Below are 25,226 nucleotides of genomic sequence, written 5' to 3' on the forward strand. Positions count from 1 at the left end.
TACTATGCTTATTTTTGAAACCTATTTGATTCTTTTCAAAACTGTACAGATCACGAAACGAAATATAAAAAGGAGGCGGTTCGTCTATTGATCAAATGTTTCACTAAAAAGAAGGGGTGAGCAATAGAATAATGGCATCTTACAACTATGTAGAGGTATTACAAAAATCCATGCTGTTTTATGAAGCGCAGCGGTCAGGCCGGCTTCCGGAAAGTAATCGCCTTAACTGGCGGGGAGATTCTGGACTAGAGGACGGGAAGGATGTTGGGCATGACTTAACTGGCGGCTGGTATGATGCAGGAGATCATGTGAAATTTGGACTTCCGATGGCTTACTCAGCAGCCGTGCTTGCATGGACAGTATATGAATACCGGGAAGCTTATGAAGAAGCAGAATTGCTTGATGAGATCTTAGATCAAATCAAGTGGGCAACAGATTATTTTTTGAAAGCACATACAGGACCGAATGAATTTTGGGCGCAAGTAGGTGATGGAAACGCCGATCATGCTTGGTGGGGACCAGCAGAAGTGATGCCGATGAACCGGCCGGCTTTTAAAATTGATGAACATTGTCCTGGCACAGAAGTAGCTGCACAAACTGCGGCGGCTTTAGCAGCAGGTTCTATCATTTTTAAAGAAACAGATGCGTCCTATGCAGCAAAGCTTTTAACACACGCCAAACAGCTATATGCATTTGCTGACAGGTATCGCGGCAAATATACAGATTGTGTCACCAATGCGCAGCCATTTTACAACTCCTGGAGCGGCTATGTTGACGAACTTATTTGGGGTGGAATCTGGCTGTACTTGGCGACAAATGAAGAAACCTATTTAAACAAAGCATTAAAAGCGGTAGAAGAATGGCCGAAGGATTGGGATTATACGTTTACCATGTCATGGGACAATACTTTTTTTGCTTCACAAATCTTACTAGCAAGAATCACGAAAGAAAACAGATTTATAGAATCGACAGAGCGCAATCTTGATTACTGGACCACAGGTCTTGTTCAAAATGGAAAAGTAGAAAGAATCACCTATACGCCTGGCGGCTTGGCATGGCTGGATCAATGGGGTTCACTTCGTTATGCCGCCAATGCAGCATTTTTAGCCTTTGTCTATGCTGATTGGGTATCTGATCAAGAAAAGAAAAATCGATACCAATCGTTTGCGATTAAGCAAACCCACTATATGTTAGGTGATAATCCACTGAATAGAAGCTACGTCGTTGGGTTTGGCCAAAATCCGCCGAAGCACCCGCACCACCGTACTGCACATGGCTCATGGTCTAACCAGCTGACAAATCCTCCATCTCACCGGCACACTCTTTATGGAGCGCTTGTAGGGGGTCCTAATGCACAGGATCAATATGATGATGACATCTCTGATTATATATCTAACGAGGTGGCGACCGATTATAATGCCGCCTTTACTGGAAATATCGCCAAAATGGTGCAGCTGTTTGGTGAAGGGCAATCAAAGCTGCCAAATTTCCCGCCTAAAGAACAAGTGGAGGATGAGTTTTTTGTAGAGGCAGCTGTGATGCATAATGATACAACATCTACTCAAGTGAAAGCAGTGTTGTACAACAGGTCCGGCTGGCCGGCAAGAAGCAGTCAAACACTATCTTTTAGATATTACGTCAATCTGAGCGAGGTTTTTGCAAAGGGATTCACTGAAAAGGATATTCAAGTGACAGCAGCCTACAATGAAGGCGCTTCCTTATCGCCTTTAAAAGTATATGACGCATCAAGCCGCGTCTATTTTGCAGAAATCGATTTTACAGGCGTAGCCATTTCTCCTAGAGGAGAATCTGAGCATAAGAAGGAAATACAATTTCGATTATCTGCTCCAAATGGATCGAATATATGGGATGCCTCAAATGATTATTCCTATCAAGGATTAACATCCAATATGCAAAAAACAACAAAGATTCCTGTCTTTGAAGATGGTGTTTTAGTATTTGGCACACTTCCAGATAAATAAAAATCAACGATTTTATTGAAAGGGTGAAGGACTTGTCAAACAAAGAACGGTTTTTAACGCTTTATCATCAAATTAAAAGCGATGCGAATGGATATTTTTCACCAGAAGGAATTCCGTATCATTCAATCGAGACACTCATTTGCGAAGCACCTGATTACGGGCATATGACAACTTCAGAAGCATATAGCTATTGGCTGTGGCTTGAGGTGCTGTACGGACATTACACAGGGGACTGGAGCAAATTAGAGGCAGCTTGGGACAATATGGAGAAGTACATCATCCCAGTCAATGAAGATGGAAATGATGAGCAGCCGCATATGAACGCTTACAATCCGTCCAGCCCAGCCACATACGCAGCAGAGAAACCATTTCCGGATCAATACCCAAGCCAGCTGACCGGTGCTCGTCCTGCTGGTCAAGATCCAATTGATAGTGAATTGAAATCAACCTATGGGACGAATGAAACGTATTTAATGCACTGGCTCCTTGACGTAGATAACTGGTATGGCTATGGCAACTTGCTCAACCCATCACATAAAGCCGCCTATGTGAACACATTCCAGCGTGGTCCGCAAGAATCTGTATGGGAGTCCATCCCTCATCCATCACAGGACGATAAATCTTTTGGTAAGCCGAATGAAGGCTTTATGAGTTTGTTCACAAAAGAAAATCAAGCTCCAGCTGCCCAGTGGCGCTATACGAATGCAACGGATGCTGATGCGCGCGCGATACAAGCGATGTATTGGGCAAAGGAGCTCGGCTATAATCGGTCAGCTTATCTTGATAAAGCGAAAAAAATGGGGGATTTCCTCCGTTACGGCATGTACGATAAATATTTTCAAACGATTGGAAGCGGGAAGCAGGGGAATCCGTATCCTGGAAACGGAAAGGGCGCCTGTCATTACTTAATGGCATGGTATACCTCTTGGGGCGGAGGACTTGGAGAGTATGCAAACTGGTCATGGCGTATCGGAGCGAGCCATTGTCATCAAGGATATCAAAATCCTGTCGCTGCTTATGCTTTATCCTCAGATAAAGGAGGCTTAAAGCCATCTTCTGCTACCGGGGCAAGCGATTGGGAAAAAACTTTAAAGAGACAGCTTGAATTTTACGTATGGCTTCAATCGAAAGAAGGAGCCATAGCAGGAGGCGCAACCAATAGCTGGAATGGAGACTATAGCGCTTATCCAGCAGGAAGAAGTACTTTTTATGATATGGCATATGAAGATGCACCTGTTTACCTTGACCCGCCTTCAAATAACTGGTTTGGAATGCAGGCGTGGCCAATGGAGCGCGTAGCAGAGCTTTATTATATTTTTGTAAAAGATGGCGATAAAACATCTGAAAATGTCCAAATGGCCAAATCTGTCATAACAAAATGGGTCAGCTATGCCTTAGATTACATTTTTATCGGCAGCCGTCCTGTGTCAGATGAAGAGGGTTATTTCTTAGATGAGCAAGGACAGAGAATTCTAGGAGGAACGAATGTTTCGGTTGCTACAACAAGTGCGCCTGGAGAGTTTTGGCTTCCTGGAAATATTGCTTGGAGCGGACAGCCTGATACTTGGAATGGGTTCCAGTCTGCAACAGGAAATCCAAATTTAACAGCTGTAACTAAAGATCCGACTCAGGATACAGGCGTATTAGGAAGTCTAGCCAAAGCTTTGATATTCTTTGCTGCAGCCACAAAGCAGGAAACAGGTGATTATACAGCGCTTGGTGCAAGAGCGAAAGATGCAGCCGCGCAGCTCCTAGAGGTTGCATGGAATTACAATGATGGCGTCGGCATAGTGACAGAGGAAGATAGAGAAGACTATGACCGTTTCTTTAGAAAAGAAGTGTATTTCCCAAATGGATGGAACGGGACATTTGGTCAAGGAAATCAAATTCCTGGAGCCAGCACCATTCCTTCTGACCCGCAGCGAGGAGGGAATGGGGTCTATACGAGTTTTGCTGATCTTCGTCCGAAGATTAAACAAGATCCAGCATGGTCTTCACTCGAAAGTAAATATCAGTCTTCATTTAATGAAGCTACAGGCAAATGGGAGAATGGCGCACCAGTTTTCACTTATCACCGCTTCTGGTCTCAAGTGGATATGGCCACTGCCTATGCTGAATACCATCGTCTGTTCAACTAAGAGGTTAAAAGCAAGCTGCCGGCTTCTGGCCGGCAGTTTGAATAGGTAATATTAATCCAATGAAGATAAGGGTGATTTCACATGGTCAAAGAAAGAAGCTTTCTTCATCATTCCTTCAATAGAGGCGAAAATGGGCAGGAAAATCTGATGTGGAAAAAAGAGGCGGATGATCGAATCTCAGAGCATAGACAAAGAGATCTTGTGATCAACGTGACAAACGGCGAAAAAAAGCCAATAGCAGGAATAGAGGTTGAAATAAAGCAAATCAGACATGAATTCGCCTTTGGTTCAGCGATGAATGATCAAGTGTTATTTAATCAACAATATGCTGATTTTTTCGTGAAGCATTTTAATTGGGCTGTTTTTGAAAATGAAGCAAAATGGTATGCGAATGAGCCAGAAAGAGGGAAAATCACCTACGAAAAAGCAGATGCGATGCTGAATTTTGCAGATCGACATCAGCTTCCAGTGAGGGGGCACGCTTTATTTTGGGAGGTAGAGGATGCGAATCCAAGCTGGCTGAGGTCACTGCCGAATCACGAAGTATATGAAGCCATGAAAAAACGGCTTGAGCATGCGGGCAATCACTTTAAGGGAAGGTTCCGGCATTGGGATGTAAACAATGAAATGATGCATGGTTCATTTTTTAAAGATCGCTTTGGGAAAAATATTTGGAAGTGGATGTATGAAGAAACGAAAAAAATTGACCCTCAAGCACTATTGTTTGTGAATGATTATAATGTGATCTCTTATGGTGAACACCATGCCTATAAAGCCCATATCAATGAACTGCGTCAGTTAGGCGCACCTATTGAGGCGATTGGGGTTCAAGGCCATTTTGAAGAACGGGTCGATCCAGTCATTGTCAAAGAGAGGCTCGATGTGCTGGCTGAGCTTGGTCTTCCAATATGGGTCACAGAGTACGATTCTGTTCACCCTGACCCTAATAGAAGAGCGGATAACCTGGAAGCTTTATATCGCGTCGCATTTAGTCATCCAGCCGTAAAAGGAGTGCTGATGTGGGGATTTTGGGCAGGTGCCCATTGGAGAGGTGAACATGCAGCCATCGTGAATTATGATTGGTCTTTAAATGAAGCAGGACGACGTTATGAAAAGCTTCTAAACGAGTGGACGACGCAAAGAGTTGAAAAAACAGATGCTAATGGCCATGTGAAATGTCCAGCATTTCACGGAACATATGAGATTCGAATCGGTAAAGAAAATAAAATGCTCAAACAGCAGACGATTGAACTTGATTCAAATGAACAAACACCGTATCAACTAAACGTGATCCTGCCTCAAGAAGGATAGAGATAGATTGTGAGGAGAATGTAAATGAAAAATTGGGCTCAAAGAGTGTCTTGCTTCATACTTATAGCCGCTATATGGTCTGGCTGGTTTTCGCTTACGATGAAGGCTGCCGCTTATGTGCAGACGTCTGGTACACAATTTACGCTGAACAATCAACCATTTTACTTCGCCGGCACAAATAATTACTATTTCCATTACAAATCTAAAAAAATGGTAGATGCTGTGTTCGATGATATGAAAGCAATGAATTTAAAGGTCATACGGATTTGGGGCTTTCACGACGGGGCTCCTCAAGAAAACTCAGTCTTACAATCTAGTCCAGGCGTCTATGAAGAATCTGGTTTTCAAAAACTAGATTATGCGATTTATAAAGCAGGACAGGAAGGAATAAAGCTTGTGATCCCACTAGTGAACAATTGGGATGACTTTGGCGGTATGAATCAATATGTGAAGTGGTTCGGGGCAGGATCGCATGATGCCTTCTATACAGATCCTCGTATTCAAAAAGCTTACAAAAATTATGTGCGCTATGTATTAGAAAGAACCAATACGTACACAGGTGTTCAATATAAAGACGATCCAGCTATTATGACTTGGGAATTAGCCAACGAGCCGCGGATGCAGTCAGATCCAACGGGAAATGTACTAGTCAAATGGGCAGATGAAATGAGTACATGGATCAAATCGCTGGATCGTCACCATCTTGTTGCAGTAGGAGATGAAGGATTCTTTCGCATACCAGGACATGAAGATTGGTTTTACGGAGGAGGAGAAGGCGTCGATTGGGACCGTTTAACATCTCTTCCTAATATCGATTATGGAACCTATCATCTGTACCCAGATCACTGGAGCAAGTCTGCTGCCTGGGGAGTGAAATGGATCGAAGACCATATCACCCGCGGGAAGTCAATCGGAAAGCCAGTTGTGCTAGAAGAGTTTGGCTGTCAAAATCAATCAGCTCGTCCTGACGTATATCAGAGCTGGCTGTCAGCGGTAGAGCGGCTCGGAGGCGCTGGCAGTCAATTTTGGATTTTAACAAGCATTCAGGACGATGACTCGCTCTATCCGGATTATGACGGTTTCCGCATTATAAAAGGAAGCAGGGAGGCAGCACTTATTAGTGAACATGCGAAAAGAATGAATGAAAAGAATCGATGACGAATGCCTGCTGAATAAGGAACTTCATTTGCATAAAAAAATTGGATATGGTATAGTTTTTATGGAAATGCTAACGATTACCGAGACAAGAGTGGGGAAACCCGCTCTTTTGTATTGAACAGGCAATTTTTGTCTCGACATTATTCATCCGTTTTCTGCTCCCCCTGCTCACATAAAGCAGGGTTTTTATGCAGAATGATTGATAAGAGCGTTTATCGAAAGCACAAGGAGGAAGAGAATGAGCAAAAAAGTAGTGGATGTCGTAAGCGAAATGGTGCAGCCAATTTTAGATGGCTTACAGCTTGAACTCGTTGATGTTGAATTTGTCAAAGAGGGTCAAAACTGGTTCCTTCGCGTGTTTATTGACTCTGATAAAGGTGTCGATATCGAAGAGTGTGCCAAAGTGAGCGAAGCCTTGAGCGAAAAGCTTGATGAGGCAGATCCGATTAGCCAAAACTACTTTCTTGAAGTGTCCTCTCCTGGAGCGGAGCGCCCATTAAAGAAAAAAGCTGATTTTGAAAAAGCACTTGGAAAAAATGTTTTCATGAAAACATATGAACCAATTGATGGTGAAAAAGCATTTGAAGGTGAGCTTACAAGCTTTGATGGTGAGATTGCAACAGTGACAGTGAAGATCAAGACAAGAAAGAAAGAGATCAATATTCCATACGAAAAAATAGCTAACGCAAGATTAGCAGTTTCGTTCAATTAACCTTTTCATTGATATAAGGGGGAACCATAAAAATGAGTAGTGAGTTGTTAGATGCCCTGACTGTTCTTGAGAAAGAGAAGGGTATTAGTAAAGAAATTATAATTGAAGCGATAGAAGCTGCACTCATTTCTGCATATAAGCGTAATTTTAATCAAGCACAAAATGTTCGTGTTGATTTAAACCGCGAAACGGGAACGATTCGTGTGTTCGCAAGAAAAGATGTTGTAGATGAAGTGTATGATTCTCGCCTTGAAATCTCTGTAGATGATGCAGCCAATATTAACCCGAATTACATGGTTGGTGACGTCGTTGAGATTGAAGTCACACCAAAAGACTTCGGACGCATTGCAGCTCAGACAGCGAAACAAGTTGTGACGCAGCGAGTGAGAGAAGCAGAGCGTGGTGTGATCTACACTGAGTTCATCGACCGCGAGGAAGACATTATGACGGGAATCGTTCAGCGGATTGACAGTAAATTTATTTACGTGTCACTTGGCAAAATCGAAGCCCTTCTTCCTGTCAATGAACAAATGCCAAATGAAGAATACAAACCACATGACCGCATTAAAGTGTTCATTACAAAAGTAGAAAAAACAACAAAAGGACCACAAATTTATGTGTCTAGAACACATCCAGGTCTTTTAAAGCGTTTATTTGAAATTGAAGTACCAGAAATTTATGATGGTACTGTAGAACTTAAATCGGTTGCTAGAGAAGCTGGGGACCGTTCTAAAATATCTGTTCGTACAGATGATCCTGATGTTGATCCAGTTGGCTCCTGTGTTGGACCAAAAGGCCAGCGTGTACAAGCAATTGTCAATGAGCTAAAAGGCGAAAAAATTGACATTGTCCATTGGTCTAATGACCCGGTTGAATTTGTTGCCAATGCGCTCAGTCCATCAAAAGTACTTGATGTCATTGTGAATGAAGAAGACAAGGCGACAACAGTCATTGTCCCTGATTATCAGCTGTCATTAGCGATTGGTAAAAGAGGTCAAAATGCCCGCCTTGCAGCGAAGCTGACTAGCTGGAAAATCGACATTAAAAGCGAAACAGATGCAAGGGAACTCGGTATTTTCCCAAGAACTGAAGACTCTGAATCTCTTTTCTTAGAGGCTGAACCAGTAGCTGAGGAATCTGACGAATAAGAGGTGATATTAAAGGTGAAAAGCCGAAAAAAAATCCCGCTTAGAAAATGCGTCGTGACGGGAGAAATGAAACCAAAGAAAGAACTGATCCGTGTTGTTCGTTCTAAAGAAGGAGAAGTGTCTGTTGACGCTACCGGAAAAATGAACGGACGCGGAGCTTACCTTTCTCTCGATAAAGAAACCATTCTTGCGGCAAAGAACAAACGCAGTTTACAGCAGCAATTTCAGACACAGATTGACGAACACATATTTGAAGAATTACTAGAACTAGCTGAAAAGGTGAAAAAACCTAATGAATGAATCTGAATGGTATCCTTTGCTTGGTCTAGCAAATCGAGCTCGTAAAGTCGTGTCAGGAGAAGATCTGGTGATCAAAGAAATTAGACATGCGCGTGCTAAGCTGGTTCTTCTTGCAGCAGATGCCTCATCTAACACAGAGAAAAAGGTATCTGACAAATGCAAATTTTATAATGTTCCGGTTAGAAAAGTTGAAGACCGTTCCGTTCTCGGACGTTCTATTGGGAAAGAAGCTCGCGTAGTTGTCGCTGTCACTGACCAAGGCTTCGCTAAGAAGCTCATAAGCTTGCTCGATTAATTTATTTGGGGGTGAACGAATGGCTAAAGTGAGAGTATATGAATACGCAAAAGCCATAGATGTTTCAAGTAAAGATATTATAGCAGCGCTTAAGGATATGAACGTGGAAGTGAACAACCACATGGCGACGCTTGAAGACGACACTGTGAAAAAGCTAGACGCTATCTATAAAAAAGCCAAAGCAAAAGAGACAGCTAACGAGAAACCCGCAGAACAAAAAAAACAATCATCTAACAAAAACAATGATAGAAAGAAGAATGACGTGCAGAATAATCAATTTAATAAAAACAAAAAAAACAACAACCAAAATAAAAACAAAAATAAACGCGGTGGAAATAACAAACCGCAGCATCAGCAAGCTAGACCTGTGAAGCCTAAAAAAGAGCTTCCTGAAAAAATTGAATTTACAAATTCAATGACTGTCGGCCAGCTGGCTGATGAGCTTGGAAAAGAAACAGCTGAAATCATCAAAAAGCTGATGATGCTTGGTGTCATGGCAACGATCAACCAAGAACTTGATAAAGATACAGTTGAATTAATCGCTTCTGAATATGGTGTTCCAGTAGAGGAAGTCATTATTTTAGAAGAAACTGAACTTGAAAAGTATGAAGTTGAAGATAAAGAAGAAGATATGCAAGTACGCCCTCCAGTTGTAACGATCATGGGCCACGTTGACCACGGGAAAACAACTCTTCTTGACAGCATTCGTAAGACAAAAGTCGTCGAAGGCGAAGCAGGTGGAATCACGCAGCATATCGGTGCATACCAAATTGAAGAAAACGGCAAAAAAATTACGTTCCTTGATACACCTGGACACGCAGCATTTACAACGATGCGTGCACGTGGTGCCGAAGTAACGGATACGACAATTCTAGTCGTTGCAGCAGATGATGGTGTCATGCCTCAAACAATTGAAGCGATTAACCATGCGAAAGCGGCAGAAGTGCCAATCATTGTCGCTGTTAACAAAATTGACAAACCAACAGCGAACCCTGACCGCGTGATGCAGGAATTAACTGAGCATGGTCTTGTACCAGAAGCTTGGGGCGGCGAAACCATTTTCGTTCCACTATCTGCGAAAACAGGTGAAGGCATTGACGAATTGATCGAAATGATCCTTCTTGTCAGCGAAGTAGCAGAACTGAAAGCCAACCCTAATCGTGCGGCAAAAGGGACTGTCATCGAGGCTGAGCTTGATAAAGGAAGAGGTTCTGTTGCAACCCTCCTTGTTCAAACAGGTACACTTCATGTAGGTGACCCAATCGTTGTCGGAAATACATTTGGCCGTGTACGTGCAATGGTCAATGACATTGGCCGCCGCGTGAAAACAGCAGGACCATCTACACCTGTTGAAATCACTGGTTTAAACGATGTACCGAATGCAGGGGATCAGTTCCTCGTATTCAAAGATGAAAAAACAGCTCGTCAAGTCGGTGAGGCGCGTGCTTCTAAACAGCTGGATGAACAGCGTTCAGATAAAGCAAAATTATCTCTAGACGACCTATTTGAGCAAATCAAACAAGGTGACGTAAAAGATATCAACTTGATCGTCAAAGCAGACGTACAAGGCTCTGCTGAAGCATTAACAGCAGCTCTTCAAAAAATTGAAGTCGAAGGCGTAAAAGTGAAAATCATCCATACGGGTGTTGGAGCGATTACAGAATCAGACATCATTTTAGCAAGTGCTTCTAATGCCATCGTGATTGGCTTTAACGTACGTCCTGATGGAAATGCGAAGAGCACAGCTGAAACAGAGAACGTAGATATCCGCTTGCACCGCATTATCTATAAAGTCATCGATGAAATTGAAGCTGCGATGAAAGGGATGCTTGACCCTGAATATGAAGAAAAAGTCATCGGTCAAGTTGAAGTTCGTCAAACGTTCAAAGTATCTAAAATCGGTACAATTGCTGGCGGTTATGTAACTGAAGGAACGATTACAAGAGATAGCGGAATCCGCTTAATCCGTGACGGCGTCGTTATTTTTGAAGGCGAAGTTGACGTGTTAAAACGATTTAAAGATGATGTGAAAGAAGTTTCACAAGGCTATGAATGTGGTATTACCATTAAGAAATACAATGATATCCGTGAAGGTGATGTCATGGAATCATTCGTTATGCAAGAAATCGAAAGAAAATGATCGGTTATACCGAATGTGAGTGCATGATCTATGATGCATCCTCACTGAAGGAAAAACGTGCGGTTCTTCAGCGAATATTGACAAGAACGCGTCATAAATTCAATGTAACCATTGCTGAAATGGATTACCAGGATACATGGCAGCGTACATCAATCGGAATCGCCGTGATTTCCTCATCTCGGGTTCAAGTGGAAAAGGAGCTTCAGCGTGTATTAAGCTTTATCGATTCTTTTCCTGAAATTGAACGTACGATCACGAAAACTGAGTGGTTTTAATTAGAGGTGATAAGATCATGAGTATGAGAGCAACCCGTGTGGGTGAGCAAATGAAAAAAGAATTGGGCGACATCTTAGGCAGAAAGCTAAAAGATCCAAGAATCGGCTTTTTGACTGTAACTGATGTCGAAGTATCCGGTGATTTGCAAATTGCCAAAGTCTACATTTCAGTTCTTGGCGACGAGAAGAAAAGAGAGGAAACCTTAAAAGGTCTTGCAAAGGCAAAAGGGTACATCCGCTCTGAAATTGGCAATCGAATCAGACTTCGCAAAACACCAGAACTGCACTTTGAATTCGACGAATCTGTAGATTACGGAAATCGAATTGAAAGCCTGATTGCTGAATTAAACACAAAAGATCACGAATAAGATGTTGAAATAAGGATAGGCGATGATCGTCTGTCCTTTTTCATCGTTTATGAAAGGAGAGAACGCAGATGATAAATGGTGTTCTTTTATTACATAAAGAAAGAGGCATGACCTCACACGACTGTGTGTTTAAAGTAAGAAAAATTTTGCACACAAAAAAAGTCGGCCATACAGGCACCCTCGACCCAGAGGTTTCAGGTGTTCTCCCTATTTGTATCGGAAGAGCAACGAAGATTGTAGAATACTTAACAGATAAATCGAAAACGTATGATGCGGAGATCACGATTGGCTTTTCTACAACAACAGAAGACCAAACAGGTGAGATCGTAGAAGAAAAAAAGGTGGAAAAACCGATCTCAGAAAAAGAAATTGATGAGGCGCTGAAGCAGTTTGAAGGAACCATTGAACAAATTCCTCCCATGTTTTCTGCTGTGAAAATTGGCGGGAAAAAGCTCTATGAATATGCAAGAGAAGGCATTGAAATTGAGCGGCCGAGCCGAGAAATTACTATTCACCGTATCGAGCGGACTACACCTGTCACATATGAGGATGGTAGCGTGTCATTTAGGTTTACCGTTCTATGTTCAAAGGGAACATATGTGAGGACCTTAGCGGTTGATATCGGGAAGAAACTAGGGTTTCCAGCCCACATGTCACATCTCATTCGTACAGGGTCTGGTGATTTTACACTTGATGAATGTATCACGCTGGATGAGCTGCGAGATATAAGCGAGGAAGGAACTGTAGATGAGCACCTTGTCCCGATCGAGCGTGCGCTCAATCATTTGCCGAAATGGGAGATAAATGATACATTAGCAAGTAAAGTGGAAAACGGTGCAGTCCTGCCAATGCCTGATGAATTTGCTCATTTCGCAGAGTCGGATCGTGTCGCTGTATTTGCTCCTTCAGGCCGTTGTCTGGCGATTTATATGAAGCACCCGACCAAACAGAACCTGATGAAGCCGGCGAAGATCTTATCTCAGGACAAGCAATCTTAAAGAAAAGGTGACATCTCGTGAAGACTATACATATTTCACACCCACATACATTGAATCAAAAGGATCAAGTCCCGTCTGTCATGGCTTTAGGGTACTTTGACGGTGTTCACCTTGGGCATCAAAAAGTCATTGACAAAGCAAAAAGCATTGCGAAAAAAGAAGGATTGGCCTTAGCAGTCATGACCTTTCATCCGCATCCATCACATGTTTTGCAAAAGGCACGGGAACCAAAAGACTTAATTACACCGCTTGAGGATAAAATTGATTTTATCGAACAGCTGGGCGCTGACTATTTATACATCGTACAATTCAGCGAGAGTTTTGCAGCTCTATCTCCTCAAGAGTTTGTGGATCAATATTTGGATGAATTGAATGTGAAGCACGCAGTAGCGGGGTTTGATTTTACGTTTGGCCGTTTTGGTGCAGGCACAATGGAAACGTTCGACGAATACGGAAAGGGCCGTATCAATGCAACCATCGTACCTAAGCTGTCCAATCAAGACAGAAAAGTCAGCTCCACTCTCATCCGTTCCGCATTAAAAAATGGGGATGTTGAATATGTGAGCGAGCTTTTAGGCAAACCTTATCAGCTTCGCGGTATTGTCATCCATGGAGACAAACGCGGACGGACGATCGGGTTTCCGACAGCTAATGTCGGCTTATCTGCTGAATACATTATTCCGCCAACAGGGGTATATGCAGTAAGAGCAGAAGTAAAAGGTAAAGTATATGACGGTGTTTGTAATGTCGGCTATAAACCAACATTTTATGAAAAACGTCCTGATCAGCCTGCCATTGAAGTAAACCTCTTTGATTTTAACGAAGAAATATATGGCCAGCCGATTAAATTACAATGGTTCAAACGCATTCGCAGTGAACGAAAATTTAACGGAATCCAGGAGCTGACGGCTCAAATCAGTCAAGATAAAGAAGAAGCGATTCAGTTTTTTCAAGATCAGCATAAGCAAACAAAAAAATCATAGAAAAACTGCTCTACCATTTGCAAATTCAGCATATTTTTAGTATGATTATTCCTGTAGCTTTAAAACCACTTACTTGGCAGGCCGACTTCACCGACGGCTGCGAGGTAGATGGGGCTAACATGATTTGGAGGTGAAACAGGATGGCAATTACTCAAGAGCGTAAAACGCAATTAATTAATGAGTTCAAAACACACGAATCTGATACTGGATCTCCAGAAGTTCAGATCGCTGTCCTAACAGAATCAATTAACAACTTGAACGAGCATTTACGTACTCATAAGAAAGATCACCACTCACGTCGCGGTCTTTTGAAAATGGTAGGTAGACGTCGTAATCTTCTTACGTATCTACGTAATAAAGACGTAACTCGTTACCGTGAGTTAATTAACAAACTAGGCTTACGTCGATAATCGTAAAAAGCGGGAGGATTCCCGCTTTTTTATCGTATAATCACTAATATTTTATGGTTAAAATGTTGAAAGAATGGCAAAAACCCTTCTACATACAGCTTTCACATTGATATGTGAAAATCATTTTGTTCATAATAAGAACTAACTAAAATTTTTCGATAAGAGAGGAGTTTTTCTCAGAATGGGACAAGAGAAACATGTCTTCACCATAGACTGGGCTGGACGTCAACTGACAGTTGAAACTGGCCAGCTTGCAAAGCAAGCAAACGGAGCGGTCCTCGTACGCTACGGAGATACGGCTGTGCTTAGCTCAGCAACAGCTTCTAAAGAACCAAAACCACTTGATTTCTTCCCGCTCACTGTGAACTACGAAGAAAGACTATACGCAGTAGGTAAAATTCCTGGCGGCTTCATTAAAAGAGAAGGCCGTCCAAGTGAAAAGGCTATCCTTGCGAGCCGCTTAATTGACAGACCAATTCGTCCGCTGTTTGCAGATGGATTTAGAAACGAAGTACAAGTCATTAGTATCGTCATGAGTGTGGATCAAGATTGTTCATCTGAAATGGCTGCAATGTTTGGCTCATCTTTAGCTTTATGTGTGTCTGACATTCCATTTGAGGGACCAATCGCCGGCGTTACAGTAGGACGAGTGGATGGAAAGCTGATCATTAACCCAAATGTGGAGCAGCTTGAACAAAGTGACATCAATCTTGTGGTTGCCGGAACAAAAGATGCGATCAACATGGTAGAAGCTGGTGCTGATGAAGTACCGGAAGAGACAATGCTTGAAGCGATCATGTACGGTCACCAAGAGATTAAACGCTTAATCGAATTCCAAGAAGAAATTGTGAAGGCAGTCGGTAAAGAAAAAATCGATATTCCTTTATATGAAGTAGATCAAACGTTAGCAGACGAAGTAAAAGCACTTGCTGAAGCTGACCTGCTGAAAGCGATTCAAGTACATGAGAAGCATGCGCGTGAGGATGCGATCAGTGCTGTGAAAAAAGCTGTAGTTGAGAAGTTTGAAGCAGAAGAACGTGACGAAGCAACGATTAAACAAGCGAAAGATGTATTAAACAAGCTTGTCAAAAACGAAGTTCGCCGTCTGATCACTGAAGAGAAAGTACGTCCAGATGGACGCGGCGTAGATCAAATCCGTCCACTTTCTTCAGAAGTAGGACTTCTGCCAAGAACGCACGGTTCAGGCCTATTTACAAGAGGACAAACACAGGCGCTCAGTATTTGTACATTAGGTGCACTTGGCGATGTGCAAATTCTTGATGGTCTAGGTGTTGAAGAATCAAAACGCTTCATGCACCATTACAACTTCCCGCAATTCAGTGTTGGTGAGACAGGTCCAATGCGCGGTCCAGGCCGTCGTGAGATCGGACATGGTGCACTAGGTGAACGTGCACTAGAACCAGTCATTCCATCCGAAAAAGATTTCCCTTATACGGTTCGCCTCGTTTCAGAGGTATTAGAATCTAACGGATCTACTTCACAAGCAAGTATTTGCGCAAGCACACTTGCGATGATGGATGCGGGTGTTCCAATTAAAGCACCAGTTGCAGGGATTGCAATGGGACTTGTGAAATCTGGGGAATACTACACAGTGCTGACAGACATTCAAGGAATGGAAGATGCACTTGGAGATATGGACTTTAAAGTGGCAGGTACATCAAAAGGTGTCACAGCCCTTCAAATGGACATCAAAATCGATGGCTTGTCAAAAGACATCTTAGAAGAGGCTCTTCAACAAGCGAAAAAAGGAAGAATGGAAATCTTAGACAGCATGCTGTCAACGATTCCTGCTTCTAGAGGAGAATTGTCTCGTTATGCACCTAAAATCTTAACGATGACAATCAATCCGGATAAAATTCGCGATGTCATTGGACCAAGCGGTAAACAAATCAATAAAATTATTGAAGATACCGGTGTGAAAATCGATATTGAACAAGATGGTACAATCTTCATATCTTCTACAGAAGAAGATATGAACCAAAAAGCGAAGAAAATCATTGAAGATCTTGTGAGAGAAGTTGAAGTAGGACAGCTTTACTTAGGTAAAGTCAAACGCATTGAAAAATTCGGTGCCTTCCTTGAAATCTTCAGCGGAAAAGATGGACTTGTTCATATTTCTGAGCTTGCGCTTGAGCGTGTGGGCAAAGTAGAAGATGTCGTGAAACTTGGCGATGAATTACTTGTCAAAGTCACTGAAATCGATAAACAAGGCCGTGTGAACCTTTCTCGGAAAGCTGTTTTACGTGAAGAAAAGGAAAAAGAAGAAAAGCAGTCTTAATGAGATCAAATAAAATGTGTTAGAAGCCAGGTATCCGTGCCAGGCTTCTTTCTTTTCTTGCGCTAACAATAGTTCTAGCTTGTTTCTCCCCGTCATAATTTGTGGTAAAGGGGAGGGACAACCATTGAAAAAAACGTTACCATTCATTGTGTTTGTATTTTTACTGCTCGTGTCATATCAAACGATGAAGCAGCCGGCTGCTGTTACATATATTGAATCAATGAAAGAGCATGCCGAGGTTGCATCTGTTTCAAAAGATATTTTATTTCAGGAAATTGAATCGAAGTCTTCTGACTATGAAGTAAAGGCGCAAAATGCTAAGATTGATAAAGTGTGGAAAAAGATGCCTGGCTTAAATGGACAGACAGTTGATATCGATGCCTCTTATGAAAAAATGAAGAAACAGGGGTCATTCGATGAAAAGCTGCTTGTTTTTAATGAAACAAAACCATCTATTCATTTACATGAGCTTGGTCCAGAGCCCATTTATAAGGGACATCCAGATAAAAAAATGAATGCATTCCTCATCAACGTAGCTTGGGGTGACGAGCATTTAATCAACATGTTAAAGACGCTGGAAAAGCATCAAGTCAAGGCGACCTTTTTCTTAGAAGGCAAATGGGTGAAAAAAAGCACAGAGCTTGCTAAAAAAATCGTGGCAGATGGTCATGAAATTGGAAATCATTCATACAATCACCCAGATATGCGCACACTGACAAGAGAACGAGCATTAGAGCAGATAACGAAAACAAATCGCCAAATTGAAGAATCCCTTGGGAAGAAACCAAAATGGTTTGCGCCTCCAAGCGGCAGCTTTAAAGAAGAAACAGTCAAGCTTGCCAAACAAGAAGGCATGGAAACCATTATGTGGACAGTAGACACCATCGACTGGCAAAAGCCATCCCCGGCTATTTTACAAAAGCGGGTGCTTGGGAAAATTCACAATGGGGCGATGATATTAATGCATCCAACAGATGCAACAGCGAAAAGTCTTGACGCACTTATCACTCAAATCAAGGAAAGAGGATATGAATTAGGGACGGTTTCTGACCTCCTAAGTGAAAAAAGACATCCGTGATGCGATCTGTTTGTTGAATAGGAGGAGCAAAACTTGGTCAAAACGTATACATGCCAAAACGGAGTAAGAATTGTACTCGAAAACAATCCCACTGTAAGGTCTGTCGCAATTGGCGTCTGGATTGGAACAGGCTCTAGACATGAGACACCTGAAATTAATGGGATCTCACACTTTTTAGAGCATATGTTTTTTAAAGGGACAAAGACAAGATCTGCACGTGATATCGCAGAATCCTTTGACCGCATTGGTGGTCAAGTGAATGCCTTTACATCAAAAGAATACACTTGCTACTATGCGAAGGTGCTTGATTCACATGCTGGCTACGCCCTCGATGTATTAAGCGACATGTTCTTTCACTCAGCTTTTGATGAAGAAGAGCTGAAAAAAGAAAAAAATGTGGTGTACGAAGAAATTAAAATGTATGAGGATACTCCTGATGACATCGTTCATGATTTATTAAGCAAAGCCATTTATGGTGATCATTCATTAGGATATCCGATTTTAGGAACAGAGGAAACACTCTCTACCTTTAACGGAGACTCACTTAGAAAATATATGGATGAATTCTATACGCCGGACCGCGTCGTGATCTCTGTTGCAGGGAACGTAGATGAGACCTTTATTCGTGAGGTTGAAAAGCTGTTCGGTTCTTATGAAGGAAAAGGGAAGAAGCAGCCTGTAGAAGCTCCAACATTTCATTATGACAAGCTCACACGCAAAAAGGAAACGGAACAAGCGCACCTATGCCTGGGCTTTAATGGCCTTCCAGCTGGAGATAAGGGCATCTATGACTTAATCGTCTTAAATAATGTTCTTGGCGGAAGCATGAGCAGCCGATTATTCCAAGATGTAAGAGAGGACAAAGGACTTGCTTATTCCGTCTTCAGCTATCACAGTTCATTTGCAGATAATGGAATGCTGACGATTTACGGCGGGACTGGAGCGAAGCAGCTAAACCTGCTCTCTGAGACCATCTTACAAACATTAGACGTCTTAAAGCGTGAGGGAATCACGCAGAAAGAACTAGAGAACTCTAAGGAGCAAATGAAAGGCAACCTTATGCTCAGCCTTGAAAGCACAAACAGCAAAATGAGCCGAAACGGTAAAAATGAACTGCTCCTTGGCAAACATCGGACACTCGATGAAATTATTGATGAAATCAACAGCGTCACATTAGATGGCGTGAATAACTTATCTAAACGCATCTTTACAGAAGATTATGCGCTTTCGCTTATTAGTCCGACGGGTGATCAGCCATCATAATGTAAACAACACGGCAGACTCAAAAAAGTCTGCCGTTTTATTGTAGGTAAAGAAGAAAGGGGTTCTGCTTTCATGGAACATGAAAAGCTGAAACAGCTCTCTCCACTTCTGACACAAGCTATTTCCTTCCAAGCCATGACATCTGGTTTTTCGGGAGATCGCACCTTTTTGGTTACAATATCATCTAGTGAAAAGCTGGTGCTTAAGTTATCAGACATTCAAACGTATTCGCGCTATAAAAGAAAAGCATCATTTCAGCGGAAGTTAAAAGATCGAGGGATTCTTTGTTCTGAAGTGATTGAGATTGGAATGAGCGCTGAACTAAACTGTACCTATCGTATTTTCTCCTTTATCGAAGGCGAGAATGCTAGAGACTCCATCCATCTACTTACAAATGAAGAGCAGTATGAAATCGGGAGGCGGGCAGCCAGAGAGCTAAGTTTGATGCATACATGCCGTGCACCTTCTCATGTTCGTCCGTGGGATGAGAAAGTCATGGCAAAACATGAACGGTATGTACATGCCTATCAATCAAGTGGCGTGACGTTTTCCAATGATCAGTTTGTATTAGATTTTATCAAGTCGAATGTTGATGCGGTAAAAGAGAGGCCTAACCAGTTCCAGCATGATGATTTTCATTTAGGGAATATTATCATACAAGGTAATCAATATGCCGGTGTGATTGATTTCGATCAATCCGACTGGGGCGACCCGGTTCATGACTTTTATAAATTGTCCTTATTTAGTCGAGAAAGCAGCATTCCGTTCTCAGCTGGACAACTGGATCAATACGTGAGTACGCAGTCCACAAACGATTTTTGGCTTCTTTTTTCCATCTATACAGCAATGAGCTGCTTTTCATCTATCATCTGGTCGCTTTCCTATGATCCGGGACATGTAAAAGACATGGTGAAACGAGTGGAGAGAATGCTAAAAGATCATAATTGCTTTCATCAACTTAAGCCTGTTTGGTATACCAACTCACATCATACATAACTTGAAAAGAGCAGGACGGTCTATTTCTTCCTTTTGCTGCATATATGATACGGAAGGGAAGTGATGCGATTTTGAGGCTGAGTGAACTGTCAGGAAAAGAGATCGTCGATATTAAAAGAGCGGAGCGGCTTGGCGTGCTTGGACAAACCGACCTTGAAATCAATGAACAGGACGGTCAAATTACAGCACTCATTATACCTTCCGTGAAGTGGTTTGGCTTTCGAAAACAAGGAAATGACATCCGCGTCCCGTGGAATCACATTCAAAAAATAGGATCAGATATGATCATTCTCGATGTGCCTGAAGAACTTCAGCCGCACGGAGAAAAAGAGCACCCATAATAATGGGTGCTCTTTTTCTTTTCTCTCTCTGTTTCGTTCACAGGCTGAATCCTCTCCTCATATGCTGAAAGGGAGATTCAGAAAATATTACAGACTTTTTTAAATAAAGAAGGTGAACGGTCAGTATGTTGAGCGGTTTAACGGTTGCGGTGATCGGGGGAGATGCAAGGCAGCTTGAAATTATTCGCAAGTTGTCACAGCAGCATGCCAAAGTATTTTTGGTTGGATTTGACCAGCTGGATCATGGATTTATCGGTGCTGAAAAGCTGAAAATGTCTGAACTTCCATTCGAACAAGTAGACAGTATGATCCTGCCAGTATCTGGGACAACGGATGAAGGCGCTGTTGCTACCGTTTTTTCAAACGAGCAGGTCTTGCTGGAAGCTAAATATTTAGAAAGAACCCCAGCCCATTGTATCTTGTACTCAGGTATTTCAAATACGTACTTAGACAATCTGGCAAAGCAGGTGAACCGGAAGCTTGTGAAGCTGTTTGAGCGAGATGATATTGCCATATATAACTCTATTCCAACAGTTGAAGGAATTATCATGATGGCCATTCAGCAAACGGACTATACGATTCACGGGTCTCATGTCGCTGTTCTCGGACTTGGAAGAACAGGACTCACCATTGCCCGCACATTTCGGGCACTAGGGGCAGACGTAAAAGTAGGGGCGGCAGACACAGCGCATTTAGCGCGGGCATTTGAGATGGGGCTTAATCCATTTTCAATGGACCAGTTAAAAGAGGAAGTAACGGATGTTGATATTATCATCAATACCATTCCAAGTCTTGTATTAGATTCATCTGTCATCGTCAGCATGACACCAAAGACACTCATTTTGGATATCGCCTCACGCCCAGGCGGAACAGACTTTGACTTTGCACAAAAGCACGGAGTGAAGGCACTTCTTGCACCAGGACTCCCGGGGATTGTTGCACCAAAAACAGCAGGACAAATCATTGCAAAAGTGCTTTCCGGGCTTTTATGTGAACTTGCGGAGGAAAAAAGGGGGATGGAATCATGACAACATTAAAAGGGAAAAGAATCGGCTTTGGTTTAACAGGTTCCCACTGTACGTATGAAGCTGTTTTTCCGCAAATCGAAGCGCTTGTAAAAGAAGGCGCAGAGGTGCGTCCAGTGGTGTCGTACACGGTGCAGAGCACGAATACGAGATTTGGAGATGGAGCCGAGTGGATCGAGCGGATTGAGAAGCTGACTGGATTTCAAGCGATTGACTCAATCGTGAAAGCAGAGCCGCTCGGACCTAAGCTGCCGCTTGATTGTATGGTCATTGCTCCTTTAACTGGTAACTCGATGGCGAAATTTGCAAATGCCATGACAGACAGTCCTGTTTTAATGGCTGCTAAAGCAACCATACGGAATCATCGACCAGTCGTTTTAGGTATCTCAACAAATGATGCGTTAGGTTTAAATGGTACAAATCTGATGAGGCTGATGTCGACAAAGAATATTTTCTTTATTCCGTTTGGTCAGGATGATCCATTCAAAAAACCGACCTCTATGGTCGCGAACATGGATCTGCTATCTCAAACAGTAGAAGAGGCACTCCAGCATAGACAAATTCAGCCAATTTTAATTGGACCAAACGAATAATAGATTCACTAGAAAATCATGAAAGATTCAAAAAAGATGCTTCAAGCCTTGCTTTTCTATGGTAAAATAAAATGTAAAAAGTCATAGGATGGCCATCCGAAAGAAAAGAATCATGGATGGGTCGGAAGGAGTTTTACTGATGGGAAGAGGATTGCATGTAGCTGTAGTTGGAGCGACTGGAGCTGTCGGTCAACAAATGTTAAAAACACTAGCTGACAGAGATTTTGAAATGGATACACTTACTCTACTATCCTCAAAACGTTCTGCTGGAACAAAAGTGACATTCAGAGGTCAAGAGTACACTGTTCAGGAAGCAACACCTGAAAGCTTTGAAGGAGTGAACATCGCATTATTCAGTGCTGGAGGAAATGTTTCTAAAGCGCTGGCTCCTGAAGCAGTCAAACGAGGTGCGATTGTTGTTGACAACACAAGTGCTTTTCGTATGGACGAAAACATCCCTCTTGTCGTACCAGAGGTAAACGAAAAAGATTTGCATGATCATCAAGGGATCATTGCAAACCCTAACTGTTCAACGATTCAAATGGTAGCGGCATTAGAACCGCTTCGTCAGGCATATGGAATGAAAAAAGTCATTGTCTCTACGTATCAAGCAGTATCAGGTGCGGGACATGAAGCCATTGACGAACTATACAGCCAATCACAAGCCATTTTAAATAAAGAGGATGTAACACCAGAAGTCATGCCTTATCAAATTGCATTTAATGCGATCCCGCAAATTGATAAATTCCAAGACAACGGTTATACATTCGAAGAAATGAAAATGATCAACGAAACGAAAAAAATCATGCATATGCCTGAGCTGGAAGTAGCGGCAACATGCGTAAGGCTTCCAATTGAAACAGGCCATTCAGAATCTGTCTACGTCGAACTAGAATCAAATGATGCAACAGTGGAAGACCTCAAATCAATTCTAAAAGATGCACCAGGAATTACGCTGCAAGATGATCCGTCTCAGCAAATTTATCCAATGCCTGCAGATGCTGTTGGGAAAAACGACGTATTTGTCGGCCGCATTCGGAAAGATTTGGACCGTCCAAACGGGTTCCATATGTGGATTGTATCTGATAACCTGCTTAAAGGCGCTGCATGGAACTCAGTTCAAATTGCAGAAAGCTTAAAAGCATTAAAATTAGTTTAACATTCAATGGATGATGAGGACGAACAGAAGAGAGTTAGGCATCTTTCGCCTGCTCTCTTCTGTTACGTCAGAATGAACTTGGAGTGAAAACAGTGAAAATAATTGTCCAAAAATTTGGCGGTACATCTGTCAAAGATGATCAAGGTAGAAAAAGGGCACTTGCACATATCTTATCTGCAAAAGAGAAAGGCTATAAGTCGGTTGTTGTCGTTTCTGCAATGGGACGAAAAGGCGATCCCTATGCGACAGATACGCTGCTTGGTCTGCTTTACGGCAGCGCGCAGAACATGACAAATCGAGAAAAAGACTTGCTTGTTTCCTGCGGAGAGAATATCTCAGCTGTTGTGTTTTCAAGTATGCTGAATGAAAACGGTCTAAAGGCTGTAGCGATGACTGGAGCTCAGGCGGGCTTTGTGACAGATAAGGAGCATACAAGTGCGAAAATTATTGACATGAAGTGCGAACGTCTGGAGGCAGCACTCTCTGAACATGATGTGGTCGTTGTCGCTGGGTTCCAGGGAGCCGCGAAAAATGGAGACGTGACAACAATCGGACGAGGTGGCAGTGATACGTCCGCTGCTGCTTTAGGCGCTGCATTGCAGGCAGACTTTATTGATATTTTTACAGATGTAGAAGGCGTTATGACAGCAGATCCCCGCATTGTTGAAAATGCAAAACCGCTGAGAGTCGTGACATATACGGAAATTTGCAACCTTGCATATCAAGGGGCAAAAGTCATTCACCCGCGAGCTGTCGAAATTGCGATGCAGGCAAAAGTACCAATGAGGGTCCGATCAACATACTCTGATGATGAGGGCACACTCGTTACATCACACTACTCAGATAAAATGAGCCATGATGCGTATGACCGCCTCATTACGGGTATTGCACATGTCAATGATGTGACACAAATCAAAGTCCCTGCAAAAGAAGGTCAGTACAGCGTACAAACAGAGGTCTTCAAAGCAATGGCAAACGCACAAATCAGTGTCGACTTCTTCAACATCACACCGAGTGAAATTGTGTATACAGTGACAGGTGCAATGACTGAAAAGGCAACGTCGATCCTAAAAGATCTTGGCTATACACCAATTGTGACAACAAATTGTGCGAAAGTATCAGCTGTTGGCGCAGGCATTATGGGTGTACCAGGTGTCACATCTAAAATTGTAACAGCTCTATCCGAGCAAAACATTCCGATTTTACAATCGGCTGACAGTCATACGACCATTTGGGTGTTAGTGAACGAAGAAAACATGAGAGCGGCTGTCAATGCCCTGCATGAAGTGTTTGAACTTTCAAGATAAATGTGATTGAATCATGATGAGGTGAAAAAAATGAATTTCGGAAATATCGCAACAGCTATGATTACACCTTTTGATAAAAAGGGCAACATCGATTTCCAAAAGCTATCAATTCTCATTGATTACTTGTTAAAAAACGGCAGTGACTCCTTAGTCGTTGCAGGGACAACAGGCGAATCGCCAACTTTATCGAATGAAGAAAAAGTCGCTCTTTTTCAGCAATCGGTCAAATTAGCAAATGGTCGTTGTAAAATCATTGCAGGAACAGGCAGTAATAATACAAATGCGTCTATTAAACTAACAAAAAAAGCAGAAGAAGCGGGCGTTGATGCAGTGATGCTTGTCGTACCTTATTACAACAAGCCATCACAGGAAGGCATGTATGCACACTTTAAAGCCATTGCCGAGTCTACATCTCTTCCTGTCATGCTTTACAATGTACCAGGAAGAACGGCAGCTTCATTAGCACCAGAAACAACGATTAAGCTTGCGCAAATACCTAACATTGTTGCCATTAAAGAAGCAAGCGGCGATCTTGATGCTATGACAAAAATCATTGCAGAGACGCCAGAAGATTTCGACGTATATTCAGGGGACGACAGCTTAACACTTCCGGCTGTATCTGTTGGTGCAAAAGGAGTTGTCTCTGTTGCGTCTCATATCGTAGGACTGGATATGCAGCAAATGCTGAAAAGCTATGCTTCAGGCCAAACAGCGAATGCAGCATTGATCCATCAAAAGCTGCTTCCAATCATGAAACAGCTTTTCTCAGCACCAAATCCAACGCCTGTCAAAACAGCCCTTCAGCTGAAAGGACTAGACGTCGGATCTGTTCGTCTTCCGCTTTTGCCTTTGTCAGAAGAAGAGAGACTGGATTTAAGCAGCGTTTTAAACAGCTGATCAAAACAAAAGATTTCGTAAGCGGTCATTCTCAGATGTCCCTGAGTATG

Annotated in this window: 24 protein-coding genes; all 24 read left to right on the forward strand. The window is 42.5% G+C overall.

Annotated features, from left to right (window positions below; translation table 11 throughout):
• Positions 1 to 131 precede the first annotated feature (131 nt).
• The 24 genes from NSU11_RS08155 (at position 132) to dapA (ending at position 25,176) form a co-directional block, all read left to right on the forward strand.
• Entirely contained in the window at positions 132 to 1,982 is a 1,851-nt protein-coding gene (locus NSU11_RS08155) for a glycoside hydrolase family 9 protein (protein WP_342493874.1), read from the forward strand.
• Positions 1,983 to 2,014: 32 nt separating this feature from the next.
• Positions 2,015 to 4,120 carry a glycoside hydrolase family 48 protein gene (locus tag NSU11_RS08160; protein WP_024424143.1) on the forward strand — a complete coding sequence of 702 codons (2,106 nt, stop codon included), beginning with the start codon at positions 2,015 to 2,017 and terminating at the stop codon, positions 4,118 to 4,120.
• An 81-nt stretch (positions 4,121 to 4,201) separates the two neighbouring features.
• Positions 4,202 to 5,431 (forward strand): endo-1,4-beta-xylanase, encoded by a 1,230-nt coding sequence (locus NSU11_RS08165; protein WP_024424142.1) that lies wholly within the window; start codon positions 4,202 to 4,204, stop codon positions 5,429 to 5,431.
• Positions 5,432 to 5,455: 24 nt separating this feature from the next.
• On the forward strand, positions 5,456 to 6,589 hold the full coding sequence (locus NSU11_RS08170; RefSeq protein ID WP_342493875.1) for a cellulase family glycosylhydrolase: 1,134 nt from the start codon (positions 5,456 to 5,458) through the stop codon (positions 6,587 to 6,589).
• A 238-nt stretch (positions 6,590 to 6,827) separates the two neighbouring features.
• Positions 6,828 to 7,301, forward strand: coding sequence for a ribosome maturation factor RimP (gene rimP / locus NSU11_RS08175; RefSeq protein WP_003211398.1), 474 nt, complete (start codon positions 6,828 to 6,830; stop codon positions 7,299 to 7,301).
• A 32-nt stretch (positions 7,302 to 7,333) separates the two neighbouring features.
• Positions 7,334 to 8,449 (forward strand): transcription termination factor NusA, encoded by a 1,116-nt coding sequence (nusA, locus tag NSU11_RS08180; RefSeq protein WP_024424140.1) that lies wholly within the window; start codon positions 7,334 to 7,336, stop codon positions 8,447 to 8,449.
• A 15-nt stretch (positions 8,450 to 8,464) separates the two neighbouring features.
• Positions 8,465 to 8,749, forward strand: a complete 285-nt coding sequence (locus tag NSU11_RS08185; RefSeq protein WP_024424139.1) for a YlxR family protein — start codon at positions 8,465 to 8,467, stop codon at positions 8,747 to 8,749.
• Positions 8,742 to 9,044, forward strand: coding sequence for a YlxQ family RNA-binding protein (locus NSU11_RS08190; RefSeq protein ID WP_024424138.1), 303 nt, complete (start codon positions 8,742 to 8,744; stop codon positions 9,042 to 9,044). Before NSU11_RS08185 ends, NSU11_RS08190 begins: the two co-directional genes overlap by 8 nt.
• A 19-nt stretch (positions 9,045 to 9,063) precedes the next feature.
• Positions 9,064 to 11,184 carry a translation initiation factor IF-2 gene (infB, locus tag NSU11_RS08195; protein WP_025092597.1) on the forward strand — a complete coding sequence of 707 codons (2,121 nt, stop codon included), beginning with the start codon at positions 9,064 to 9,066 and terminating at the stop codon, positions 11,182 to 11,184.
• A complete protein-coding gene (locus NSU11_RS08200; protein ID WP_024424137.1) occupies positions 11,181 to 11,459 on the forward strand; it encodes a DUF503 domain-containing protein in 279 nt (92 codons plus the stop codon). The genes infB and NSU11_RS08200 overlap by 4 nt, the downstream gene beginning before the upstream one ends.
• A gap of 17 nt (positions 11,460 to 11,476) precedes the next feature.
• Positions 11,477 to 11,827: a 30S ribosome-binding factor RbfA gene (rbfA, locus tag NSU11_RS08205; RefSeq protein WP_007499525.1), complete on the forward strand. Its 351-nt coding sequence runs from the start codon at positions 11,477 to 11,479 to the stop codon at positions 11,825 to 11,827.
• A 68-nt stretch (positions 11,828 to 11,895) separates the two neighbouring features.
• Positions 11,896 to 12,825 (forward strand): tRNA pseudouridine(55) synthase TruB, encoded by a 930-nt coding sequence (gene truB, locus NSU11_RS08210; protein WP_024424136.1) that lies wholly within the window; start codon positions 11,896 to 11,898, stop codon positions 12,823 to 12,825.
• A 17-nt stretch (positions 12,826 to 12,842) separates the two neighbouring features.
• Complete coding sequence (ribF, locus tag NSU11_RS08215) at positions 12,843 to 13,808, forward strand: bifunctional riboflavin kinase/FAD synthetase (RefSeq protein WP_024424135.1); 966 nt, start codon at positions 12,843 to 12,845, stop codon at positions 13,806 to 13,808.
• Positions 13,809 to 13,948: 140 nt separating this feature from the next.
• Complete coding sequence (gene rpsO, locus NSU11_RS08220; RefSeq protein ID WP_008354438.1) at positions 13,949 to 14,218, forward strand: 30S ribosomal protein S15; 270 nt, start codon at positions 13,949 to 13,951, stop codon at positions 14,216 to 14,218.
• Positions 14,219 to 14,399: 181 nt separating this feature from the next.
• Entirely contained in the window at positions 14,400 to 16,517 is a 2,118-nt protein-coding gene (gene pnp, locus NSU11_RS08225) for a polyribonucleotide nucleotidyltransferase (protein WP_024424134.1), read from the forward strand.
• Positions 16,518 to 16,641: 124 nt separating this feature from the next.
• Positions 16,642 to 17,595, forward strand: coding sequence for a polysaccharide deacetylase family protein (locus NSU11_RS08230; protein WP_024424133.1), 954 nt, complete (start codon positions 16,642 to 16,644; stop codon positions 17,593 to 17,595).
• A gap of 33 nt (positions 17,596 to 17,628) precedes the next feature.
• Positions 17,629 to 18,858, forward strand: a complete 1,230-nt coding sequence (locus NSU11_RS08235) for a pitrilysin family protein (RefSeq protein WP_024424132.1) — start codon at positions 17,629 to 17,631, stop codon at positions 18,856 to 18,858.
• 72 nt (positions 18,859 to 18,930) lie between these two features.
• Complete coding sequence (locus tag NSU11_RS08240) at positions 18,931 to 19,854, forward strand: aminoglycoside phosphotransferase family protein (RefSeq protein WP_122631381.1); 924 nt, start codon at positions 18,931 to 18,933, stop codon at positions 19,852 to 19,854.
• A gap of 71 nt (positions 19,855 to 19,925) precedes the next feature.
• Positions 19,926 to 20,195 (forward strand): YlmC/YmxH family sporulation protein, encoded by a 270-nt coding sequence (locus NSU11_RS08245; protein WP_073205208.1) that lies wholly within the window; start codon positions 19,926 to 19,928, stop codon positions 20,193 to 20,195.
• A 125-nt stretch (positions 20,196 to 20,320) separates the two neighbouring features.
• On the forward strand, positions 20,321 to 21,223 hold the full coding sequence (gene dpaA / locus NSU11_RS08250; protein ID WP_024424129.1) for a dipicolinic acid synthetase subunit A: 903 nt from the start codon (positions 20,321 to 20,323) through the stop codon (positions 21,221 to 21,223).
• Positions 21,220 to 21,813 (forward strand): dipicolinate synthase subunit B, encoded by a 594-nt coding sequence (gene dpaB / locus NSU11_RS08255; protein WP_024427009.1) that lies wholly within the window; start codon positions 21,220 to 21,222, stop codon positions 21,811 to 21,813. The genes dpaA and dpaB overlap by 4 nt, the downstream gene beginning before the upstream one ends.
• A gap of 139 nt (positions 21,814 to 21,952) precedes the next feature.
• Positions 21,953 to 22,972, forward strand: coding sequence for an aspartate-semialdehyde dehydrogenase (gene asd, locus NSU11_RS08260; protein ID WP_024427010.1), 1,020 nt, complete (start codon positions 21,953 to 21,955; stop codon positions 22,970 to 22,972).
• A gap of 92 nt (positions 22,973 to 23,064) precedes the next feature.
• Positions 23,065 to 24,279, forward strand: coding sequence for an aspartate kinase (gene dapG, locus NSU11_RS08265; protein WP_103132410.1), 1,215 nt, complete (start codon positions 23,065 to 23,067; stop codon positions 24,277 to 24,279).
• A gap of 30 nt (positions 24,280 to 24,309) precedes the next feature.
• On the forward strand, positions 24,310 to 25,176 hold the full coding sequence (gene dapA / locus NSU11_RS08270; RefSeq protein ID WP_024427012.1) for a 4-hydroxy-tetrahydrodipicolinate synthase: 867 nt from the start codon (positions 24,310 to 24,312) through the stop codon (positions 25,174 to 25,176).
• The last annotated feature ends 50 nt before the right edge of the window (positions 25,177 to 25,226 follow it).

This window comes from Bacillus sp. FSL R5-0712, from assembly GCF_038593285.1.
Taxonomy (GTDB): Bacteria; Bacillota; Bacilli; order Bacillales; family Bacillaceae; genus Bacillus; species Bacillus safensis.